The following is a 13,744-nucleotide window of genomic DNA, read 5'->3' as shown; positions in this document are numbered from 1 at the left end:
CTGTTACCTATTAACCGGATGCCTCAGCATCCAAAGATGCTGCGCAGCTTGCGGTCGCGCTCTTCCGGGGTGAGGGTGGACTGGGTGACCTGCTTGGCGGCGTCGGCCTGGGCGGCCTTGGCCTCCAGTATCTTGAGGCGGCGCTTGTCCTGGGCCAGTTGCTCGGCCTTGAGGATGAGCCCCACAAGGATGCTCAATGCCTTGGGGTCGCAGGACGGGGAGGCGGCCAGGTCCAGGGCGGCGGAGCGGATGGCTCGCATCGTTGCCTCGTCCACGCCGTCGACGGATATCTTGTTGAGCTCCTCGGCCGTCTTGTTCTGCCGGGCCAGGCGCGCCGGCAGGATTTGGGAGTGGTAGTAGCGGCGGATGGCCTCCTGGCTCAGCGTGATGCCGTCCTCGGCCAGGCGCTCCTGGACGTCCTTGTAGGAGGAGCCGCCAAACAACATGGCGTCCACGTCGTCCTTGATGACGGGCGGCAGCTGGGAGCCGATCACGCTGTCTGGTCTGGGCTTGCGGAGCATGGAGTTTAGTGGCGGTAGACGATGTAGACGATCCAGGCCATCAAGGCCAGGGAGGCAACGGTGACGATGGTATCGTGGATGGTCATATCTGTGATAACTGGACGCGGCCGGCGTCGGTGATGGCGTACTTGCGCTCCCCGGTGAGGATGCAGGTGGTGGAGGTGATCATCCGCAGGGCCTCCAGCTCCTGGATGGCCAGGTCGATATCTGCCGTGCCGGGGCTCGGAGACAGGGCCAGGGACACCTCGGCCCGGAGGGCGGACACCCTCTGGGGGTAGCCGGCGGGCAGACGGTCGAGCACCTGCAGGACGGTGATCTTGATATTGGCGCGTGTGGTCATAAGGATTTGCGGGTCTTGAGGATATCGATCATCAGCGTAAGGGTGCCGGCCATCTCGTTGAGCTTGACGGTGATGCCGTTGAGGCGCTTGTGCAGGTCGTCCGTGGTCTTGGCGTGGAGGGCCTTGAGCTCCGCGACCTCCTCGCGGGTGGCAAATTTGTCCTCCAGGTAGACGCGCTTGGTGTCACTGTCTGACTGTGAGGACAATCTGCCCTTAGCATACCAGCCGCCGGAGGCTCCCAAGACGGCCACGATGATGCCTCCGACAACCTCCGGAGATACGCCTGCGGCGGCGTCTGCTATGAGTTGGGTGATCATGATCAGAGCAGTTGGGCCAGCGTGGCGGACCCGGTGGTGTAAGCGTGATGGAGGGTGGCCGTGGACAGCTCGCCCAGCTGGACGTGTCCTGGATCGTAGGGGGTGCGCCAGGCTCCGCCCCATACCAGGCCCAGCTGGCGAGCCAGGACCGCCACGGGCTTGTAGATGGAGTTAGGCCCCTCGCTGGGTGCCCAGATGTCGACCCCGTCCCTAAACAGGCAGACGTCGGCCGCAACCCCAAAATTGTGCATGCTCTGGCCTCCCCTGGCGTTGGTGACCCTGGGACGCTTGGCGTAGAGCTTGTCCTGCTCGTCGTAGGTGCGCAGGCCGCAGATGAGACGCCAGTCTCCGAGGGCTCGCAGTGCCGTCATCATCTGGCGCACCTTGAGCGCGGCCAGGGGTTGGAGGGTGAGCAGGTTATCCTCCGTGCGCTTGTCCAGCCGTCCGTAGCGGGTTTGGAGCTGCTTGTGGCTCTCGCGCCATTGGGCGGCCGCCTCGCGGGTCAGCGGGCCGGTGAGGCCGTCCAGCTTGCCCCGGTACATCCCGGCAAATTTGAGGGCGCGCTGCCAGGCGAGCGTGTCTTGTTGTAACTCCGCGTAGATCATGATAGTTAAGAGTTAATAGGTAATAGTTAATAGTCCGCTTACTTGGAGGTGGCTTGGACTACAGGGGCTACAACTACCTCCGGGGCGGCCTGGGACCAGAGCAGCTTGTGCTCCGTGCGGTCCACGACCAGGGAGGAGCCGCCACGGATGACTACTACCTGGCCGTCGGTAAGAGCTACGCTGGTGGCTATCGGGTCCGCATCCGTGCTGCTGCAGGAGCCGCCAAGCAGGACCATCAGCGCGCCCAGGACGAGCATCAGGCGGCCGGATCCGGACAAGGGGGAGGAGGAGCCGGAGCTAGGGGACATGGACGACGGATCCTGATTGGGATCCTGACTCCGGTCCTCCACGGGGGATGTGGCGTCCGCCCCCGTGGCAACAGGGCGAGGGAGGACGCCGGCCGGATTGCCGGACTGGCCACTCTGGCCGTCCTCTCCGGTAAGCTGGTATTTGCCGCCGCTTATAAACTGCAGCAGGACGTTGACCGCGCCAAGAGCGGTCGTAAATTCGACGGGGTTGCTCGCCAGCCAGTCGCGCACCGAGGGCAGCAGCATGGACAGCAGAGCGGCTATGTTGGTCCACAGGATGTAGGACAGGTACCAGGGAGTCTTGGAGGCGGCGGTGTTCCCGGCCCCACCCGGGGCCGGGACATCGTCATGCGCACCAGCAGTATTATCAACAAGAGATGGATCGTTGCTCATGGGGACACTTTAGCCCACGTGATGCACTTTCTCTATTGCGCTTGTTGCTTACAATTTATTTGGCGCAAATTAGTTATAAAAATTAAAGGTCGTCTGCAGCAGGCGCGCCTGGTTGACCGCGCTGTGCTGGGTTGTCTCGCTCATGGCCTCCACCTGGAGACGGTAGAGCAGCATCTTGCGGCCCACCGGGTTGGGCCGCCATGCGATGAGCTGTCCCAGCCGCACCATGCGCCTTACTGTCTGAGTGGAGGTGCCCAGCAACTCCGCCGCCTCCGCTACCGTGCAGCGGGGACCGGCGGACCATTGTGCGATTGTCTTGTCGTCCATGCCTATGACCTTACCACATTTTGCCGCCGTCTCTAATCGGCGGCAAAAAAATCCCCCTGCAGGGTATCTGCAGGGGGCGTGCGGGAAGTCAGGCAGGCAGTACCAGACCGAGACGGTCGGTGGCGATGCGGTGGTAGTCGGACGACAGCTCAATGCCCACGGCCGTGTGGCCCTTGTTGCGGGCGGCCACCAGCGTGGTGCCGCTGCCGGCAAACGGGTCCAGGATGCGGGATCCCGCCGGCAGGATGGTCATGAGGTGCTCCATTACCGGGACCGGCTTGCCGGTCAGGTGCAGCTTGTCCCTGGCGCGGATCGGCTCGCGCACCACGCCCGGAGGGCATAGCCTCACGGACTTGTCAATCCCTCCCCGTGTGGCGGTCAGCACGTACTCGGCCTGGTTGCGATACGTCCCCAGCTGAGGGCGGCAGCACTCCGTCTTGTCCCAGGGGATGATCCCTCTCCAGGTCCAGCCGGCAATCTGCAAGGCGTCCGATGTGATAGGCAGTTGACGCCAATCGCTAAATACCATCAGCCAGCCGCCGGGACGAGTCAGACGCAGGGCCTGCTCCATCCAGCGCACGGACCACATCAGGTGGGTGCGCTGGTCACGGCAGTCATTGGCAAACGTCGGGTAATACTTGAGGGCTGTGGAGGACTGATACTTGACGCGTGGATCCTGCGCCCTGGCGGCGCTGGACGTCCCTCCGGTAGCGTAGGGAGGATCAGTAATCACGGCATCGTAGGAGCCGTCCGGCATGGTAGACATCAGGGACATGCAGTCCCCATGTAACATGGTATGTGTGTTGGTCATCGAGCCAGAGTATAGCTCGCGCAAGCTACGCCTCTAACGACGCAACAAATTTATTATAAATTTGTTATGATTGTTGGATGTATAAAATTTATGATCAGGATGTTGCGCTGTGTCATACGTTAATCAGGATTGAGGTCGACGTAAGACAACATAGACATGCCCCTCTCCTCCTCTGGTCCTGTCAGCATCATGTACAACCCCCACAAACGAGCAAACCTGCCAGCCATCTTGCATAAACTTATCAAGATAATCTATTTTGCCGTCAGAAAACAAGTAGAACCTCTTGCATTGATATTCATACTCTTGCTTATATGTTTTGTAGATTTCCTGCTTATTTAGCTCGTGGATGTACTGGATATCAGCCGAGAGGGTATGCAAATAATACGCAATTATTCCAGTCGTGATAACAAGCATAATCCCTACAACAATTACAACAAATCGGAAAATATTATTCATAACCATTTAATCTGTAATTATTTGAGTTAATGAAGAAACTGTCTCAGTTAAATTGCGTAGGCCTAGTTTGAATGATTCTAATTTTGCTTCGGCAATAGTTGCTCGTTGTTGCCACTTAGTAGCATTAGGAGGATTATCACCAGTTAATAACCACTCCATCGACACATCCAGAGCATTAGCAATCCTGTATAGTTCCCACGCTCCTGGTGTTTGCACATCTAATGACATGTAGCGAGATATTGTTACAGGCGAAATATTCACACGTTGCGCTAACTCTCTCTGTGTTATTCTTTTCTGCTTAATTGCATATTTTAGGCGCTTGGAAAATTGCCCTAGCTGTAAACTTTTTTCTTGCATATAAGTTAACACAGATGTTAATTCGTTCTTGTAACGAGTAACGCAGTCACGCGTTACAAAACAAACATCTAACATAATGATTTCAACAACACAAGAGCCGACCGCCATACAGCGTCTACTGGCAAAGGGATGGACTATCAGTGATGCTGCCTTATTTCTAGGTGTGTCTCGACAACATCTTTATATGGTGCTGACGGGGCGTCGTGCTTCTAAACGCCTAACAGCCAAAGTTGAGGCACTGCCTTATCGCAGATTAACAAGGATGAGGAGGAGCAAGTAACGATGCTGAGAACCTTCGCCAATATCGTTGCCGCCATAGCAGTCATGTTCCTGGCAATCCTGGGAATGGTCAAGGCAGGGGGGTGGTATCTGGATGCGGAGGAGCGCCAGGTGCGCGACGGCGTTAAGGACCCGCGCACTGCCATCCTGCCCGTGCTAGAGAGGTGACACCACGATGGATGATAAGCCGGTAGACATGGACGCGCCCATGACCGAGGAGGAGTGGGCTATCTGGGGAGCCATGTGGAGTGTGCCGGAGGTACGCCGCCATTACCAGGTACATCACGACGGACCTTTGACCCACCCTGAGTTGGCTCATTACATGGGGCCATCCGACAGGATGATCTGGTCCATCCAGGACACCGCTATCATTAAGCTCCGAGCCGCACTAGCACAATATCTTAACAACGATCAACTATGAGCAATTACTTATCCATACCCGCCGAGACACGTGTGGCGTTGGACGTCAGCGAGGCCAACCGCCTGCACCGCTACGCCCAGGCCCAGGCCGAGATGGCGGCATGTGCCGGACGCAATGCCGTGATGGCAGGCCTCAAGCTGGGCAAACTGCTGGTGGAGCTCAAGGCAGCAACGGATCGTGGTGAGTGGGGACAATTATTTAGGGCATCCCCAAATTCGACACATGTGTCGAATTTGAATTTTGATCAGCGTACAGCCAACCGCTACATGCGCTGTTACAAGGCGGCCAAGGCCCGCCTGTCAGCCACTGAGGCTACCCAGCTGGACACCACCCTGGATGACCGGACATCTCCTGCCGCACCTCCGGAGCTGGTGGCCAAGGCGACCGACGGGGCCGAGACGCCCCGCCAAATGATGCTTAACCTCGGTGTAATCGCCTCTCGCAAGCAGACCACCCACGACGTGCGCCACATCGGCTTTACCGGCTCCGGCAATCCACAAGGCCCCACCGCCCTCGCCCCCATGGACAAGCTGGCCAATGACCTGGCCGCCATCAACCCAGGCGACGAGGAGATGGAGCGCCGACGCCACCAGGCCGAGCAGGACGCGGCCATGCTGCTTAAGCAGCTGGGCACTTACGTCGACCGCGGCTACGTCAACCTACTGCGTGTCCAGGAGCGCGAGCTGTTTGCCGAGGCCCTGGCCACTTACTCCCGCAAGGTGTCCGACATCGACGATCAGCGTGTCAAGGGCACGATGGACGGCATAGTTAACGACACAATTACACTCTAATATGATGGGCAACCACATCATGGACAATCTGCCGCTGCTGGAGCGGGATAAGGCGCTCGCCCTCTATGCGGCCTGCAAGCGCATCAAGGAGGCCAGCGCCTGTCGCGGCCTCAAGATGAGGGCCATTGACGAGGCGGCGGCCTTGTGTGGCATCTCCGCCGTGTCCATGCGCCGCTGGTACGAGGCGTGGCGCGCCGCCGGCGAGGACCCGCTATCTCTGGTGGACCGCCGCTACCGCAAGCAGCAGGCCCGCAGCAGGACCACGCTGCCCAGATTTTTGGCCGACTGGCACGAGCGCTGTATCCAGTGCCAGCGCAAGGGGGGAGTGCCTACCGCCCACCTCCAGCTCCTCCAGGATTGGAGCCAGCGGCGCAAGACCATCCCCGGTTATGAGGACTGGCCGGGCTGGCCGCGCATCCCGGAGGGCTGGAGCCTGCGCAACCTGCAGCGGCTCGCCCCCCAGTCCCTGGAGACGGTGGCCCTCAAGCAGGGCATCCGTGCCGCCGCACCCCAGCTGGCCCAGGTGCTGGCCACCCGCGAGGGACTCTGGCTGGGCAGTCATTTCATGTTTGACGACGTGTGGCTCGACCTGTTGGTGTTGGCCGGTCGCGACAAGGGGCAACCCCTGCAGCTTGGCGTGCTGGAGTACCTTACGGGCAAGCGCGTGGCGTGGGGCCAAAAAATCCGCCGCCGCGACGAGGAGACGGGCAAGATGATCCACCTCAACCAGCGCGACATGCGCTGCATCCTGGCCCTGTGGGGTGCCACTGTCGGGTACTCCCCACGAGGCACCACCCTCGTGGTGGAAAACGGGACGGCGGCCATCAGCAAGGAGCTGGAGGAGCTGCTCTACCACGCCAGCGGCGGTCTGATCAAGGTGGACCGCTCCGGCATCGGAGGTGTGCGCCAGACCCTCAAGCAGGGCCACGGCGGCCGGGGCGTGGGCAACCCGCGCCACAAGGCCCCCCTGGAGTCCTATCACAACCTGCAGCACAACCGAGTCAGCCACCTGCCGGGTGCAACCGGACATGATCGCACGCCCCCGGAAACCCTCCACGGTCTGGCGCGGGCGGAGGATCAGCTCATCAAGGCGGCAGACAAGCTACCTGCGGAGCGTGCCGGCCAGATCAAGCACTACATGCTGACCATGGACGAGCTGAGCCACGAGCTGACCAAGATCGTCCGCGATATCAATGCCAGGACCACTCACAAGCTGGAGGGCTGGGAGCGCTGCGGGTACACCGTCGAGGAGATGAGGCTTTCCGCTTCCTCCCCCTGGACTCCGTCCGGGGAGGTTGATCCCGCCATCGCCCAGACGATCGTCCGCAATGCCTGCGAGACCGGGGCCGACCTGGTGCGCCGCCGCCGCATGAGTCCCGCCGAGGCCTGGGACTACGAGGAGGCCAAGGGTAATAATCTCATCAAACTGCCCGCTTGGTGCATCTGCCAGATCCTGGGCATGGAGATGGCCCGGCCCATCAAGGTGGCCAGCGCTTACATCCGCATGCGCAACAAGGATATCCGGGACGAGGAGCTGATCTACGAGGCCCGCGTGGTTACTCCCGACGGAGCGCGCCGGGAGCTGGCCCCCGGCAAGTACCAGGGCTACGTCAATCCCTACGATGCCAATCAGCTCTTTGTGTGCGGTCAGGACGGCCGCATCATCGGCACTGCAGCCCTCGTGCGGAGGGTCTGCACGGCCGACACGCACGCCGTGGAGCAGGCCATGGGCAAGGCGGCCGGACGCCGGGAGCAGCAGCTGGAGTATGCCCGCATTATAGGAGCCTCCACGGAGGCGGATATTGTCCGCGCCCGTGAGCACAACCGCAGGGTAATAGAGGGAGAGCCGGTGACGATATCCGAGTACGCCCAGGCCTACAGCCTCACCCCCACGCCTGCCGATAAGCGGGCCGTGGCCAGGGCTGCCACGGCGGCGGCCGAGTCCATGCCGGACATCAGCCTCATCCCCGCCAACGGCAGCAATGACGACGAGCTGCCCCACGACCTGCCCGATGTAAGATTTTTGTAAACACAACAACCCCAATATAATAGATGGACGACATTACCAAAATCAATAATGACGCTGACCTGAGCAGGTATCTGGACCGCATCCCAGAAACGCCCTACAAGCAGGGCCACAAGAAGATGCTTACGGACCTGATCAACTACGCCGTCGAGCATCAGTGGACTCTGCGCACGCTGTCCGACAAGCTCCCCGTGAGTACGACGGTGATGCACCGCCTGCTGATTGGTAACTACCAATCTCCGGCCGGTCCACATCTGGCCAGGCTTGATGACCTGTGCGGCGTGCTGCTCTTGCGACAGCAATCAACCTCGGATGGTCCGTTTATCGAGACGGCTCTCTCCAGGTACGTGATGCAGATTGCCGAGCTGACCCACGTCAACCAATACGCCTCCATGCTGGTGGGCAAGACGCAGTGGGGCAAGACCTGGGCGCTCAAGGAGTACCGCCGACGTCACCCCGGCACGGTCATCCTGGTGCGCTGCCCGGTAGTCACCAGTCCGGGACGGCTGCTCTACCGCATTGCCGCTCAATTAGGCTTGTCGGTCAAAGGCAATACGGAATTTCAAATTTCCAAGATCGTCAACCGATTGACTCCGGAGCACCTGCTCATCGTCGACGAGATACACCACGCGCTGGACAGCGACAAGACCGGCCGCAAGGGCATTGAGCAGCTGCGCGAGCTGTACGACGAGACCCAGTGCGGCATGCTCCTGGTGGGCACGCCCGTCCTGGCCGAGTACGTAGAGCATAACGACAAGTGGCAAGGCATCCTGGAGCAGACCTCCAAGCGAGGAGCCTCCAATATCTACCGCCTCCCGGATCACATCGAGACCCGTGACCTGGAGACCCTCTGGACTTATTACGGCTATCCGACTCCCAGTCGTGCCATGCTGGCCGCTCTCAAGCAGCAGGCCAATATATATGGATTTGGCAAGACCACCAAGCGCTTGCGCAAGGGACTGGAGGCCGCCAACAATGCCGGGGTGGACCTTACCTGGGATTACTACCTGGCAGCCGTGCGCAAGCTGGACGAGATGCAGGCCGGCAAGATGCCGGCCCATGTGTAACACCTTAATATTAATTATTATCATCATGCAACAAGACACCAACAACAAGACAATCGTGGGCGCCATCACAATCCCACAAGAGACCCTCGCCGCCATAAGATTTGGCGGCGGCATACCGCAACTGGCCGCCCATGTCAGTACGGCGCTGTCAACATGGGGAGCCATTGGCACGACCGATCCGGTCGACCTGGGCGATATCCATCAGGCCCTCACCGATGCCGCCGAGCTGCTGCCTCAGCTCCTGCAGGACGTTGTCCTGCTGCGCGAGGCCATGCTCGCCCAGGACAACGTTTAACCACCCCCCTCCCAACATGAGCAAGAAGACCATCAAGTACAGCATCGTGGTCATGGGAGGCTCCCGATATGTGGTCCTCCGCCTGGCCGCCCTTAATGCCATCGTCGACACTCACCACTACCTGGCGACGTCACTCATCCCCAAGCTGAGCGACGAGCAATGGTCCAGTTATCGGTCATCACTCTATGTAACGCAACAGATCCACGTTGACCGGATCAACCACCTCAATGTGGCCATCCTGAGCAAGACGGACTACGACTCGCTCAATCTGGCCATCGCCCATTTGGATGCCCTCATGATGACCAAGGTCGTCGATAACATCACCGTCGGCCCGTCCGAGGACGAGCCATCCGCCATCAATCATTAACCACTAATCCACCACTATCATGTACAGCACCAACATTAACCATCAGCAGGACGGGCGGCAGCAAGCGCCCGACATCAAGCCGGCTCCCAAGGGGAGCAAGTATGTATTGCACATCGAGGACGTACTTACGGACAAGGGCAAGACCGGACTGGCCATCTGGAGTGAGACTCTCCAGGAGGCCGATCACGAGACACCGGCCTCCCGTGTCGCCACGCTGCTCAAGGAGATCATCACCCGCAACACCGACGCCATCGGCAAGGTGATGATTGACGCGATCAACCGTAACCGGGAGGGCGAGCAATGATGGAGTACACCTATGCTTATTGCTGGCTAAGCGGCATAATTGAATTTGGGCGGCAAGTACCGGACGGAGCGTTGGCTATTGCCCGTGCGCCCAAGGGTAGCCGTAAGCTCAGGACTGCCGTCAGCACATGGGCTACTCATGATCATGAGACCAACACCCTGCTGGTGCCCGGTATGCCTGCCGCCCTTAATCCCTATCATGCGATACAGGCATTTAGGCGGTTTGCCGATCTTGTGGATGCGGATTTACCAAGGGAGGAGGGCCAGCCGTCATGACTGATCCCATCTACTGCTATTACCACCGGCACGCCCGCCTGGAGATCACCCAGCGGTACGGGCAGACCTATGCGGTCTGCCCGGAGTGCCGGCAAGCCCTGGCCAAGGCCCTCGGTCCGGAGACATACCGCGCCAATTGCGGCGATTATCACGCCTCAGACGATATAATCCACAGACTGACCAACAAGGTCCCTCGGACACGCCGTCCCTCCCATCTACATGTACATTGACCAGCCATGACCTACGATCCAGAGACCCTATGCACGCTGATCAGCATGCAGCTGTCCAGATTTGCCGGAGCCGGCAACTACTGGACTATCTACGACCCACACTGGCCGGGCATGATAGCCATCCGGCTGGAGCAGCTGGGAGAGCGCTATGTCCCGGTGGACGGCGCTAAATTCTACACATGGCTACAGACGCCCGACCTCACTTGGCAGGATGTCGTATCTATGGTAGCCCGCAAGCGCAAGCAACTCAATAAGACTCACAACCACAAATAATTAATATAATATGGCCTACATTAATAGGCGCGAGATCCGCGCTAAGGAGTTACTGACCGAGACCGCAACCATTTACAACAGGGTGGGATCTACGGATTTAGCTCGTCTTGATCCATCAAACATCGTTACTGATAACGAGTTATCCATTATGGATTTAGTTACCACTTATGATGATCTTATAGATGATCTTGATGATATAAGGTTCAGGCTCAATGAGATGTTTGATTTACTACAGGATTAACCCCACACACCGATAGAGATGAGCAAGACGCGCACAACAACCAAGGCAACCGACCAACAGGTCATCAAGGATCGGGCCGAATTCTGCCAGACCCTGGACGACATCGCCCGCAAGGGCGTCGAGCTGGATACCTTGCAGGCAGCCAAGGAGGCTGCCATGCAAAAAGTCCTCACGGATCATGATCCCAGGATCAGTGAGCTGACCAAGGATATTGACCGCCTCACCAAGATGGCTGAGCAATGGGCTGCTCCTCGCCGTGAGGAGTTGTTTGCCAAGGGACGCAAGTCCGGCACCACCGCCCTGACCACTTACGGCTACCGCCTGGGCCAGCCCAGCCTCAAGCCCGCCAATGGCTGGACATGGGCTAAGGTAGTGCAGCTGCTTAAGACCACTCGCCGTAAGGTGTACCTGGTCACCAAGGTGACCCCGGATAAGGAGGCAATCCGCCAGCATGTCAAGCCCCACAAGCTTGCCAAGCTGGGGCTTAAGATTGAGCAGGTAGAGACGTTTTACGTAGAGAGGAGCACCCAGCGCGATGACTGAGATGGAGGTAGTCTACATTGATAACCATGTCGTCCTGACTATCACGACAGGATCGGTGCGCGGAGCAAGCACTGCAACACTGATCCATCTGACTCCCGCACAGCGCCAGCAGCTGATCAAGGCCCTGCAACACCCCAAGCCCTATCAGCCCAAGGACAACAACAATCCATCCATCGTCATATGAGCAAGCCACTTACCAAGCGACAGATCACCGTACTCTCCATTATGGCCGGCAAGGCCTACAAGCGCATCCAGTCCCAGGGCTGCCCCCTACCGTCTCTGACGGATTGGCGGCATGACGAGATTTGGGCTGCCACAGGTGTCACCGAGTCACTGACCAAGGCCACCCAAGAGCACTACGTGCCTATATATAATAGGCTGGCCTCCTACCTGGGCGAGGCTCCCCTCAAGAACCGGACTTGGACGGAGATGGACAAGGCTATTCACAACCTGCGTGATGCCATGCAGCGCTATGAGACAGCGCTGGACTATCTGGCGGCTATTGTGCGCGACCAACTGCATCTATCCTGCACAGGTCGGACTGTGTACAATACCCTGCGAGATCATGCTGCCGTGGAGCATGTCCAGTACCTGATGTACACCATCATCAACCGTGGACGCTCGGATGCCCGCAAGATGGCCTCAGAGACCGGTCAAGAGACCTACGAGCCGCACGCGGATCCTCGCACGATGCCGCCCGGCAAGCTGGCTGATCATGTCGGGGCTGTCCCTCTTGAGCGCCACCGCTCAGCTCTGGAGGCTAACTGGGATATGACCGCCCGCAAGTACAACCAGGGGAGGTGCAGTCATGAGTAATCCTGACTATCCGCTCACTTGGCCGGACGGGATGGATCGCTCCCCCCATGTTCCTCTTAATCGCACAGCGGTTACTGAGTGGGCGGTAGGCATGACGGTTGTGGTGCCCTATGGTCATGGACTCAATCAGCGATGCACATCCGGCAAGTTACTTCGCAAGATTAATCCCTGCGGCAGTGGCGATTACTGGATGGTTAAGTATATTGCTCATCCCGGAGGCACTTATGTCACCGAGCGTGAGTTGCGCGATCATTACAGCATGGTTGGTTATTATGCGGATAAGCTCGCGTCCTGACCACCTATTAGTACATCACGCCATTTCAGGCCGCCAGGTAGTTCCTGGCGGCCTTTTTCATTTCAATCATCTTCCTCTTCATTCCTGATCACAATCCATACGTTGTTGAGCACATCCCGCACCCATGCTGTTATTTCATGACCCTGGCGGGTGGACCACATCAGCGCAATGGCTGACTCCCGCAGATGATAGGTCTGGGGATGTTCTTTGCCTTGGTCCTGCGGAGATATAACAGTGACTGATCCGTACACGGGGATCGGCGTCACTACGATGGGTGTTTCTGTGTCAGACATGGTTGCTATTTCATCCAGTTTACACCACTTCTGCAACATCATTGCAACCGGGTTTCATCCCCTATGCAACGGAGGTTCACTTGCCGCCAGGTGATCACGCCCGGCCTTTTCGCTCCCTCACAGAGGCGTGGATTGAAACAAAAGCATTATAGACAACAGCCCCTATAAGCAATTCAGGCCGTCAGGTTATCCCTGGCGGCCTTTTTTTGAGTTGCCCTGCCGGATGTTATAGTCCATCCAATAGGTCCTTTATCTTACCTGACCTCTCCGCAATATCCTCGCACGCTTTAGCAGTGACGTCGTCCTCATCCCTCAATCGCATGGCATGCAATTTGTCTATGGCATCATTGAGCAGGTCCATGAGGTCCCGGCGTTGTTGATGATAATTGATTAGTCTCGATGTGATGTTGTCGTCCATGACCGACACATCGCTCTGATTAACCTCACAGTCCAGTCTATCCGGACATTTTTAATTTTTCGTCGGGTAATCCTTGGCGATTTCGATTTCTTGCAGCGTGGACCCATATCTGTGCAGGGCGTCTGCACACCATCTGCATAGATCTTTCCTGGGTGATTCGTTTTGATCAGATACTTGTCATTGACCCGTGTTTTGCCCTCCGTTTTGATCAGATACCTACTTGTGCTCGGCATCGCTTGCAACCTCTTTTGTTTTCAAGCTTCCAACGGATTTCAACCTTAATTCAACACTGATCAACTATCCTGTCGTCCCTCAGGTGATTATCGACTCCCGCGGGGTGCGGTTGTTTCAATCCACGCACCCGTGAGGGTGCGA

At 58.3% G+C, this 13,744-nt stretch carries 23 protein-coding genes; 13 read left to right on the top strand and 10 right to left on the bottom strand.

Annotated elements, in window-relative coordinates:
- Window positions 1-23 precede the first annotated feature (23 nt).
- The 9 genes from HMPREF3039_RS02140 to HMPREF3039_RS13245 all read right to left on the bottom strand — a co-directional run bounded on the left by HMPREF3039_RS02140 (window position 24) and on the right by HMPREF3039_RS13245 (window position 4,543).
- Window positions 24-521 carry a DUF3486 family protein gene (locus HMPREF3039_RS02140; RefSeq protein WP_067982831.1) on the bottom strand — a complete coding sequence of 166 codons (498 nt, stop codon included), beginning with the start codon at window positions 519-521 and terminating at the stop codon, window positions 24-26.
- Between the two features lie 82 nt (window positions 522-603).
- Window positions 604-861: a hypothetical protein gene (locus tag HMPREF3039_RS02135; protein ID WP_067573257.1), complete on the bottom strand. Its 258-nt coding sequence runs from the start codon at window positions 859-861 to the stop codon at window positions 604-606.
- Window positions 858-1,178 carry a hypothetical protein gene (locus HMPREF3039_RS02130; protein WP_067573255.1) on the bottom strand — a complete coding sequence of 107 codons (321 nt, stop codon included), beginning with the start codon at window positions 1,176-1,178 and terminating at the stop codon, window positions 858-860. Before HMPREF3039_RS02130 ends, HMPREF3039_RS02135 begins: the two co-directional genes overlap by 4 nt.
- Before the next feature lie 2 nt (window positions 1,179-1,180).
- Entirely contained in the window at window positions 1,181-1,783 is a 603-nt protein-coding gene (locus HMPREF3039_RS02125; RefSeq protein WP_067573253.1) for a M15 family metallopeptidase, read from the bottom strand.
- A 38-nt stretch (window positions 1,784-1,821) separates the two neighbouring features.
- Window positions 1,822-2,484, bottom strand: a complete 663-nt coding sequence (locus tag HMPREF3039_RS02120) for a hypothetical protein (RefSeq protein WP_067573251.1) — start codon at window positions 2,482-2,484, stop codon at window positions 1,822-1,824.
- Window positions 2,485-2,553: 69 nt separating this feature from the next.
- Window positions 2,554-2,811 (bottom strand): excisionase family DNA-binding protein, encoded by a 258-nt coding sequence (locus tag HMPREF3039_RS02115; protein ID WP_067573249.1) that lies wholly within the window; start codon window positions 2,809-2,811, stop codon window positions 2,554-2,556.
- 88 nt (window positions 2,812-2,899) lie between these two features.
- The gene (locus tag HMPREF3039_RS02110; RefSeq protein WP_197457202.1) at window positions 2,900-3,586 is read right to left on the bottom strand and encodes a DNA-methyltransferase; all 687 of its coding nucleotides are present in this window, start codon (window positions 3,584-3,586) and stop codon (window positions 2,900-2,902) included.
- 159 nt (window positions 3,587-3,745) lie between these two features.
- The gene (locus HMPREF3039_RS02105; RefSeq protein WP_147550265.1) at window positions 3,746-4,078 is read right to left on the bottom strand and encodes a hypothetical protein; all 333 of its coding nucleotides are present in this window, start codon (window positions 4,076-4,078) and stop codon (window positions 3,746-3,748) included.
- Window positions 4,079-4,084: 6 nt separating this feature from the next.
- Complete coding sequence (locus HMPREF3039_RS13245; protein ID WP_082770292.1) at window positions 4,085-4,543, bottom strand: helix-turn-helix domain-containing protein; 459 nt, start codon at window positions 4,541-4,543, stop codon at window positions 4,085-4,087.
- A 174-nt stretch (window positions 4,544-4,717) separates the two neighbouring features.
- On the opposite strand from HMPREF3039_RS13245, the gene HMPREF3039_RS14020 reads away from it, so the two are divergent.
- The 13 genes from HMPREF3039_RS14020 (at window position 4,718) to HMPREF3039_RS13495 (ending at window position 12,658) form a co-directional block, all read left to right on the top strand.
- Window positions 4,718-4,882, top strand: coding sequence for a hypothetical protein (locus tag HMPREF3039_RS14020; protein WP_156469867.1), 165 nt, complete (start codon window positions 4,718-4,720; stop codon window positions 4,880-4,882).
- 249 nt (window positions 4,883-5,131) lie between these two features.
- A complete protein-coding gene (locus tag HMPREF3039_RS02095; protein WP_067573241.1) occupies window positions 5,132-5,926 on the top strand; it encodes a hypothetical protein in 795 nt (264 codons plus the stop codon).
- Window positions 5,927-6,041: 115 nt separating this feature from the next.
- Window positions 6,042-7,955, top strand: a complete 1,914-nt coding sequence (locus HMPREF3039_RS02090; RefSeq protein ID WP_156473589.1) for a hypothetical protein — start codon at window positions 6,042-6,044, stop codon at window positions 7,953-7,955.
- Between the two features lie 23 nt (window positions 7,956-7,978).
- On the top strand, window positions 7,979-9,019 hold the full coding sequence (locus tag HMPREF3039_RS02085; protein WP_067573237.1) for an AAA family ATPase: 1,041 nt from the start codon (window positions 7,979-7,981) through the stop codon (window positions 9,017-9,019).
- The gene (locus HMPREF3039_RS02080) at window positions 9,012-9,314 is read left to right on the top strand and encodes a hypothetical protein (protein WP_067573235.1); all 303 of its coding nucleotides are present in this window, start codon (window positions 9,012-9,014) and stop codon (window positions 9,312-9,314) included. The genes HMPREF3039_RS02085 and HMPREF3039_RS02080 overlap by 8 nt, the downstream gene beginning before the upstream one ends.
- 16 nt (window positions 9,315-9,330) lie before the next feature.
- On the top strand, window positions 9,331-9,681 hold the full coding sequence (locus HMPREF3039_RS02075; RefSeq protein WP_067573233.1) for a hypothetical protein: 351 nt from the start codon (window positions 9,331-9,333) through the stop codon (window positions 9,679-9,681).
- Between the two features lie 19 nt (window positions 9,682-9,700).
- Window positions 9,701-9,985: a hypothetical protein gene (locus tag HMPREF3039_RS02070; protein ID WP_067573231.1), complete on the top strand. Its 285-nt coding sequence runs from the start codon at window positions 9,701-9,703 to the stop codon at window positions 9,983-9,985.
- Window positions 9,982-10,260 (top strand): hypothetical protein, encoded by a 279-nt coding sequence (locus HMPREF3039_RS14270; RefSeq protein WP_067573229.1) that lies wholly within the window; start codon window positions 9,982-9,984, stop codon window positions 10,258-10,260. The genes HMPREF3039_RS02070 and HMPREF3039_RS14270 overlap by 4 nt, the downstream gene beginning before the upstream one ends.
- A 236-nt stretch (window positions 10,261-10,496) precedes the next feature.
- A complete protein-coding gene (locus HMPREF3039_RS02060) occupies window positions 10,497-10,763 on the top strand; it encodes a hypothetical protein (protein ID WP_067573227.1) in 267 nt (88 codons plus the stop codon).
- Between the two features lie 259 nt (window positions 10,764-11,022).
- Window positions 11,023-11,547 (top strand): host-nuclease inhibitor Gam family protein, encoded by a 525-nt coding sequence (locus HMPREF3039_RS02050; protein WP_067573223.1) that lies wholly within the window; start codon window positions 11,023-11,025, stop codon window positions 11,545-11,547.
- Window positions 11,548-11,602: 55 nt separating this feature from the next.
- The gene (locus HMPREF3039_RS14455) at window positions 11,603-11,731 is read left to right on the top strand and encodes a hypothetical protein (protein ID WP_257227041.1); all 129 of its coding nucleotides are present in this window, start codon (window positions 11,603-11,605) and stop codon (window positions 11,729-11,731) included.
- Window positions 11,728-12,363 carry a hypothetical protein gene (locus tag HMPREF3039_RS02040; protein WP_067573219.1) on the top strand — a complete coding sequence of 212 codons (636 nt, stop codon included), beginning with the start codon at window positions 11,728-11,730 and terminating at the stop codon, window positions 12,361-12,363. The genes HMPREF3039_RS14455 and HMPREF3039_RS02040 overlap by 4 nt, the downstream gene beginning before the upstream one ends.
- Entirely contained in the window at window positions 12,356-12,658 is a 303-nt protein-coding gene (locus tag HMPREF3039_RS13495) for a hypothetical protein (RefSeq protein WP_147550247.1), read from the top strand. Before HMPREF3039_RS02040 ends, HMPREF3039_RS13495 begins: the two co-directional genes overlap by 8 nt.
- A 62-nt stretch (window positions 12,659-12,720) precedes the next feature.
- Here HMPREF3039_RS13495 and HMPREF3039_RS02035 read toward each other — a convergent pair whose 3' ends face one another.
- Window positions 12,721-12,951, bottom strand: a complete 231-nt coding sequence (locus HMPREF3039_RS02035) for a hypothetical protein (protein ID WP_147550244.1) — start codon at window positions 12,949-12,951, stop codon at window positions 12,721-12,723.
- Between the last annotated feature and the right edge of the window lie 793 nt (window positions 12,952-13,744).

The sequence above is a fragment of the Akkermansia sp. KLE1798 genome (assembly GCF_001580195.1).
GTDB classification, from domain to species: Bacteria; Verrucomicrobiota; Verrucomicrobiia; order Verrucomicrobiales; family Akkermansiaceae; genus Akkermansia; species Akkermansia biwaensis.
This window is presented reverse-complemented; position numbering and strand designations above follow the sequence as displayed.

Coding starts and splice junctions, on each gene's coding strand:
- HMPREF3039_RS02140 (WP_067982831.1), bottom strand. CDS start 521: ATGCTCCGCAAGCCCAGACCAGACAGCGTGATCGGCTCCCAGCTGCCG.
- HMPREF3039_RS02135 (WP_067573257.1), bottom strand. CDS start 861: ATGACCACACGCGCCAATATCAAGATCACCGTCCTGCAGGTGCTCGAC.
- HMPREF3039_RS02130 (WP_067573255.1), bottom strand. CDS start 1,178: ATGATCACCCAACTCATAGCAGACGCCGCCGCAGGCGTATCTCCGGAG.
- HMPREF3039_RS02125 (WP_067573253.1), bottom strand. CDS start 1,783: ATGATCTACGCGGAGTTACAACAAGACACGCTCGCCTGGCAGCGCGCC.
- HMPREF3039_RS02120 (WP_067573251.1), bottom strand. CDS start 2,484: ATGAGCAACGATCCATCTCTTGTTGATAATACTGCTGGTGCGCATGAC.
- HMPREF3039_RS02115 (WP_067573249.1), bottom strand. CDS start 2,811: ATGGACGACAAGACAATCGCACAATGGTCCGCCGGTCCCCGCTGCACG.
- HMPREF3039_RS02110 (WP_197457202.1), bottom strand. CDS start 3,586: ATGTCCCTGATGTCTACCATGCCGGACGGCTCCTACGATGCCGTGATT.
- HMPREF3039_RS02105 (WP_147550265.1), bottom strand. CDS start 4,078: ATGAATAATATTTTCCGATTTGTTGTAATTGTTGTAGGGATTATGCTT.
- HMPREF3039_RS13245 (WP_082770292.1), bottom strand. CDS start 4,543: ATGGCGGTCGGCTCTTGTGTTGTTGAAATCATTATGTTAGATGTTTGT.
- HMPREF3039_RS14020 (WP_156469867.1), top strand. CDS start 4,718: ATGCTGAGAACCTTCGCCAATATCGTTGCCGCCATAGCAGTCATGTTC.
- HMPREF3039_RS02095 (WP_067573241.1), top strand. CDS start 5,132: ATGAGCAATTACTTATCCATACCCGCCGAGACACGTGTGGCGTTGGAC.
- HMPREF3039_RS02090 (WP_156473589.1), top strand. CDS start 6,042: ATGAGGGCCATTGACGAGGCGGCGGCCTTGTGTGGCATCTCCGCCGTG.
- HMPREF3039_RS02085 (WP_067573237.1), top strand. CDS start 7,979: ATGGACGACATTACCAAAATCAATAATGACGCTGACCTGAGCAGGTAT.
- HMPREF3039_RS02080 (WP_067573235.1), top strand. CDS start 9,012: ATGTGTAACACCTTAATATTAATTATTATCATCATGCAACAAGACACC.
- HMPREF3039_RS02075 (WP_067573233.1), top strand. CDS start 9,331: ATGAGCAAGAAGACCATCAAGTACAGCATCGTGGTCATGGGAGGCTCC.
- HMPREF3039_RS02070 (WP_067573231.1), top strand. CDS start 9,701: ATGTACAGCACCAACATTAACCATCAGCAGGACGGGCGGCAGCAAGCG.
- HMPREF3039_RS14270 (WP_067573229.1), top strand. CDS start 9,982: ATGATGGAGTACACCTATGCTTATTGCTGGCTAAGCGGCATAATTGAA.
- HMPREF3039_RS02060 (WP_067573227.1), top strand. CDS start 10,497: ATGACCTACGATCCAGAGACCCTATGCACGCTGATCAGCATGCAGCTG.
- HMPREF3039_RS02050 (WP_067573223.1), top strand. CDS start 11,023: ATGAGCAAGACGCGCACAACAACCAAGGCAACCGACCAACAGGTCATC.
- HMPREF3039_RS02040 (WP_067573219.1), top strand. CDS start 11,728: ATGAGCAAGCCACTTACCAAGCGACAGATCACCGTACTCTCCATTATG.
- HMPREF3039_RS13495 (WP_147550247.1), top strand. CDS start 12,356: ATGAGTAATCCTGACTATCCGCTCACTTGGCCGGACGGGATGGATCGC.
- HMPREF3039_RS02035 (WP_147550244.1), bottom strand. CDS start 12,951: ATGTCTGACACAGAAACACCCATCGTAGTGACGCCGATCCCCGTGTAC.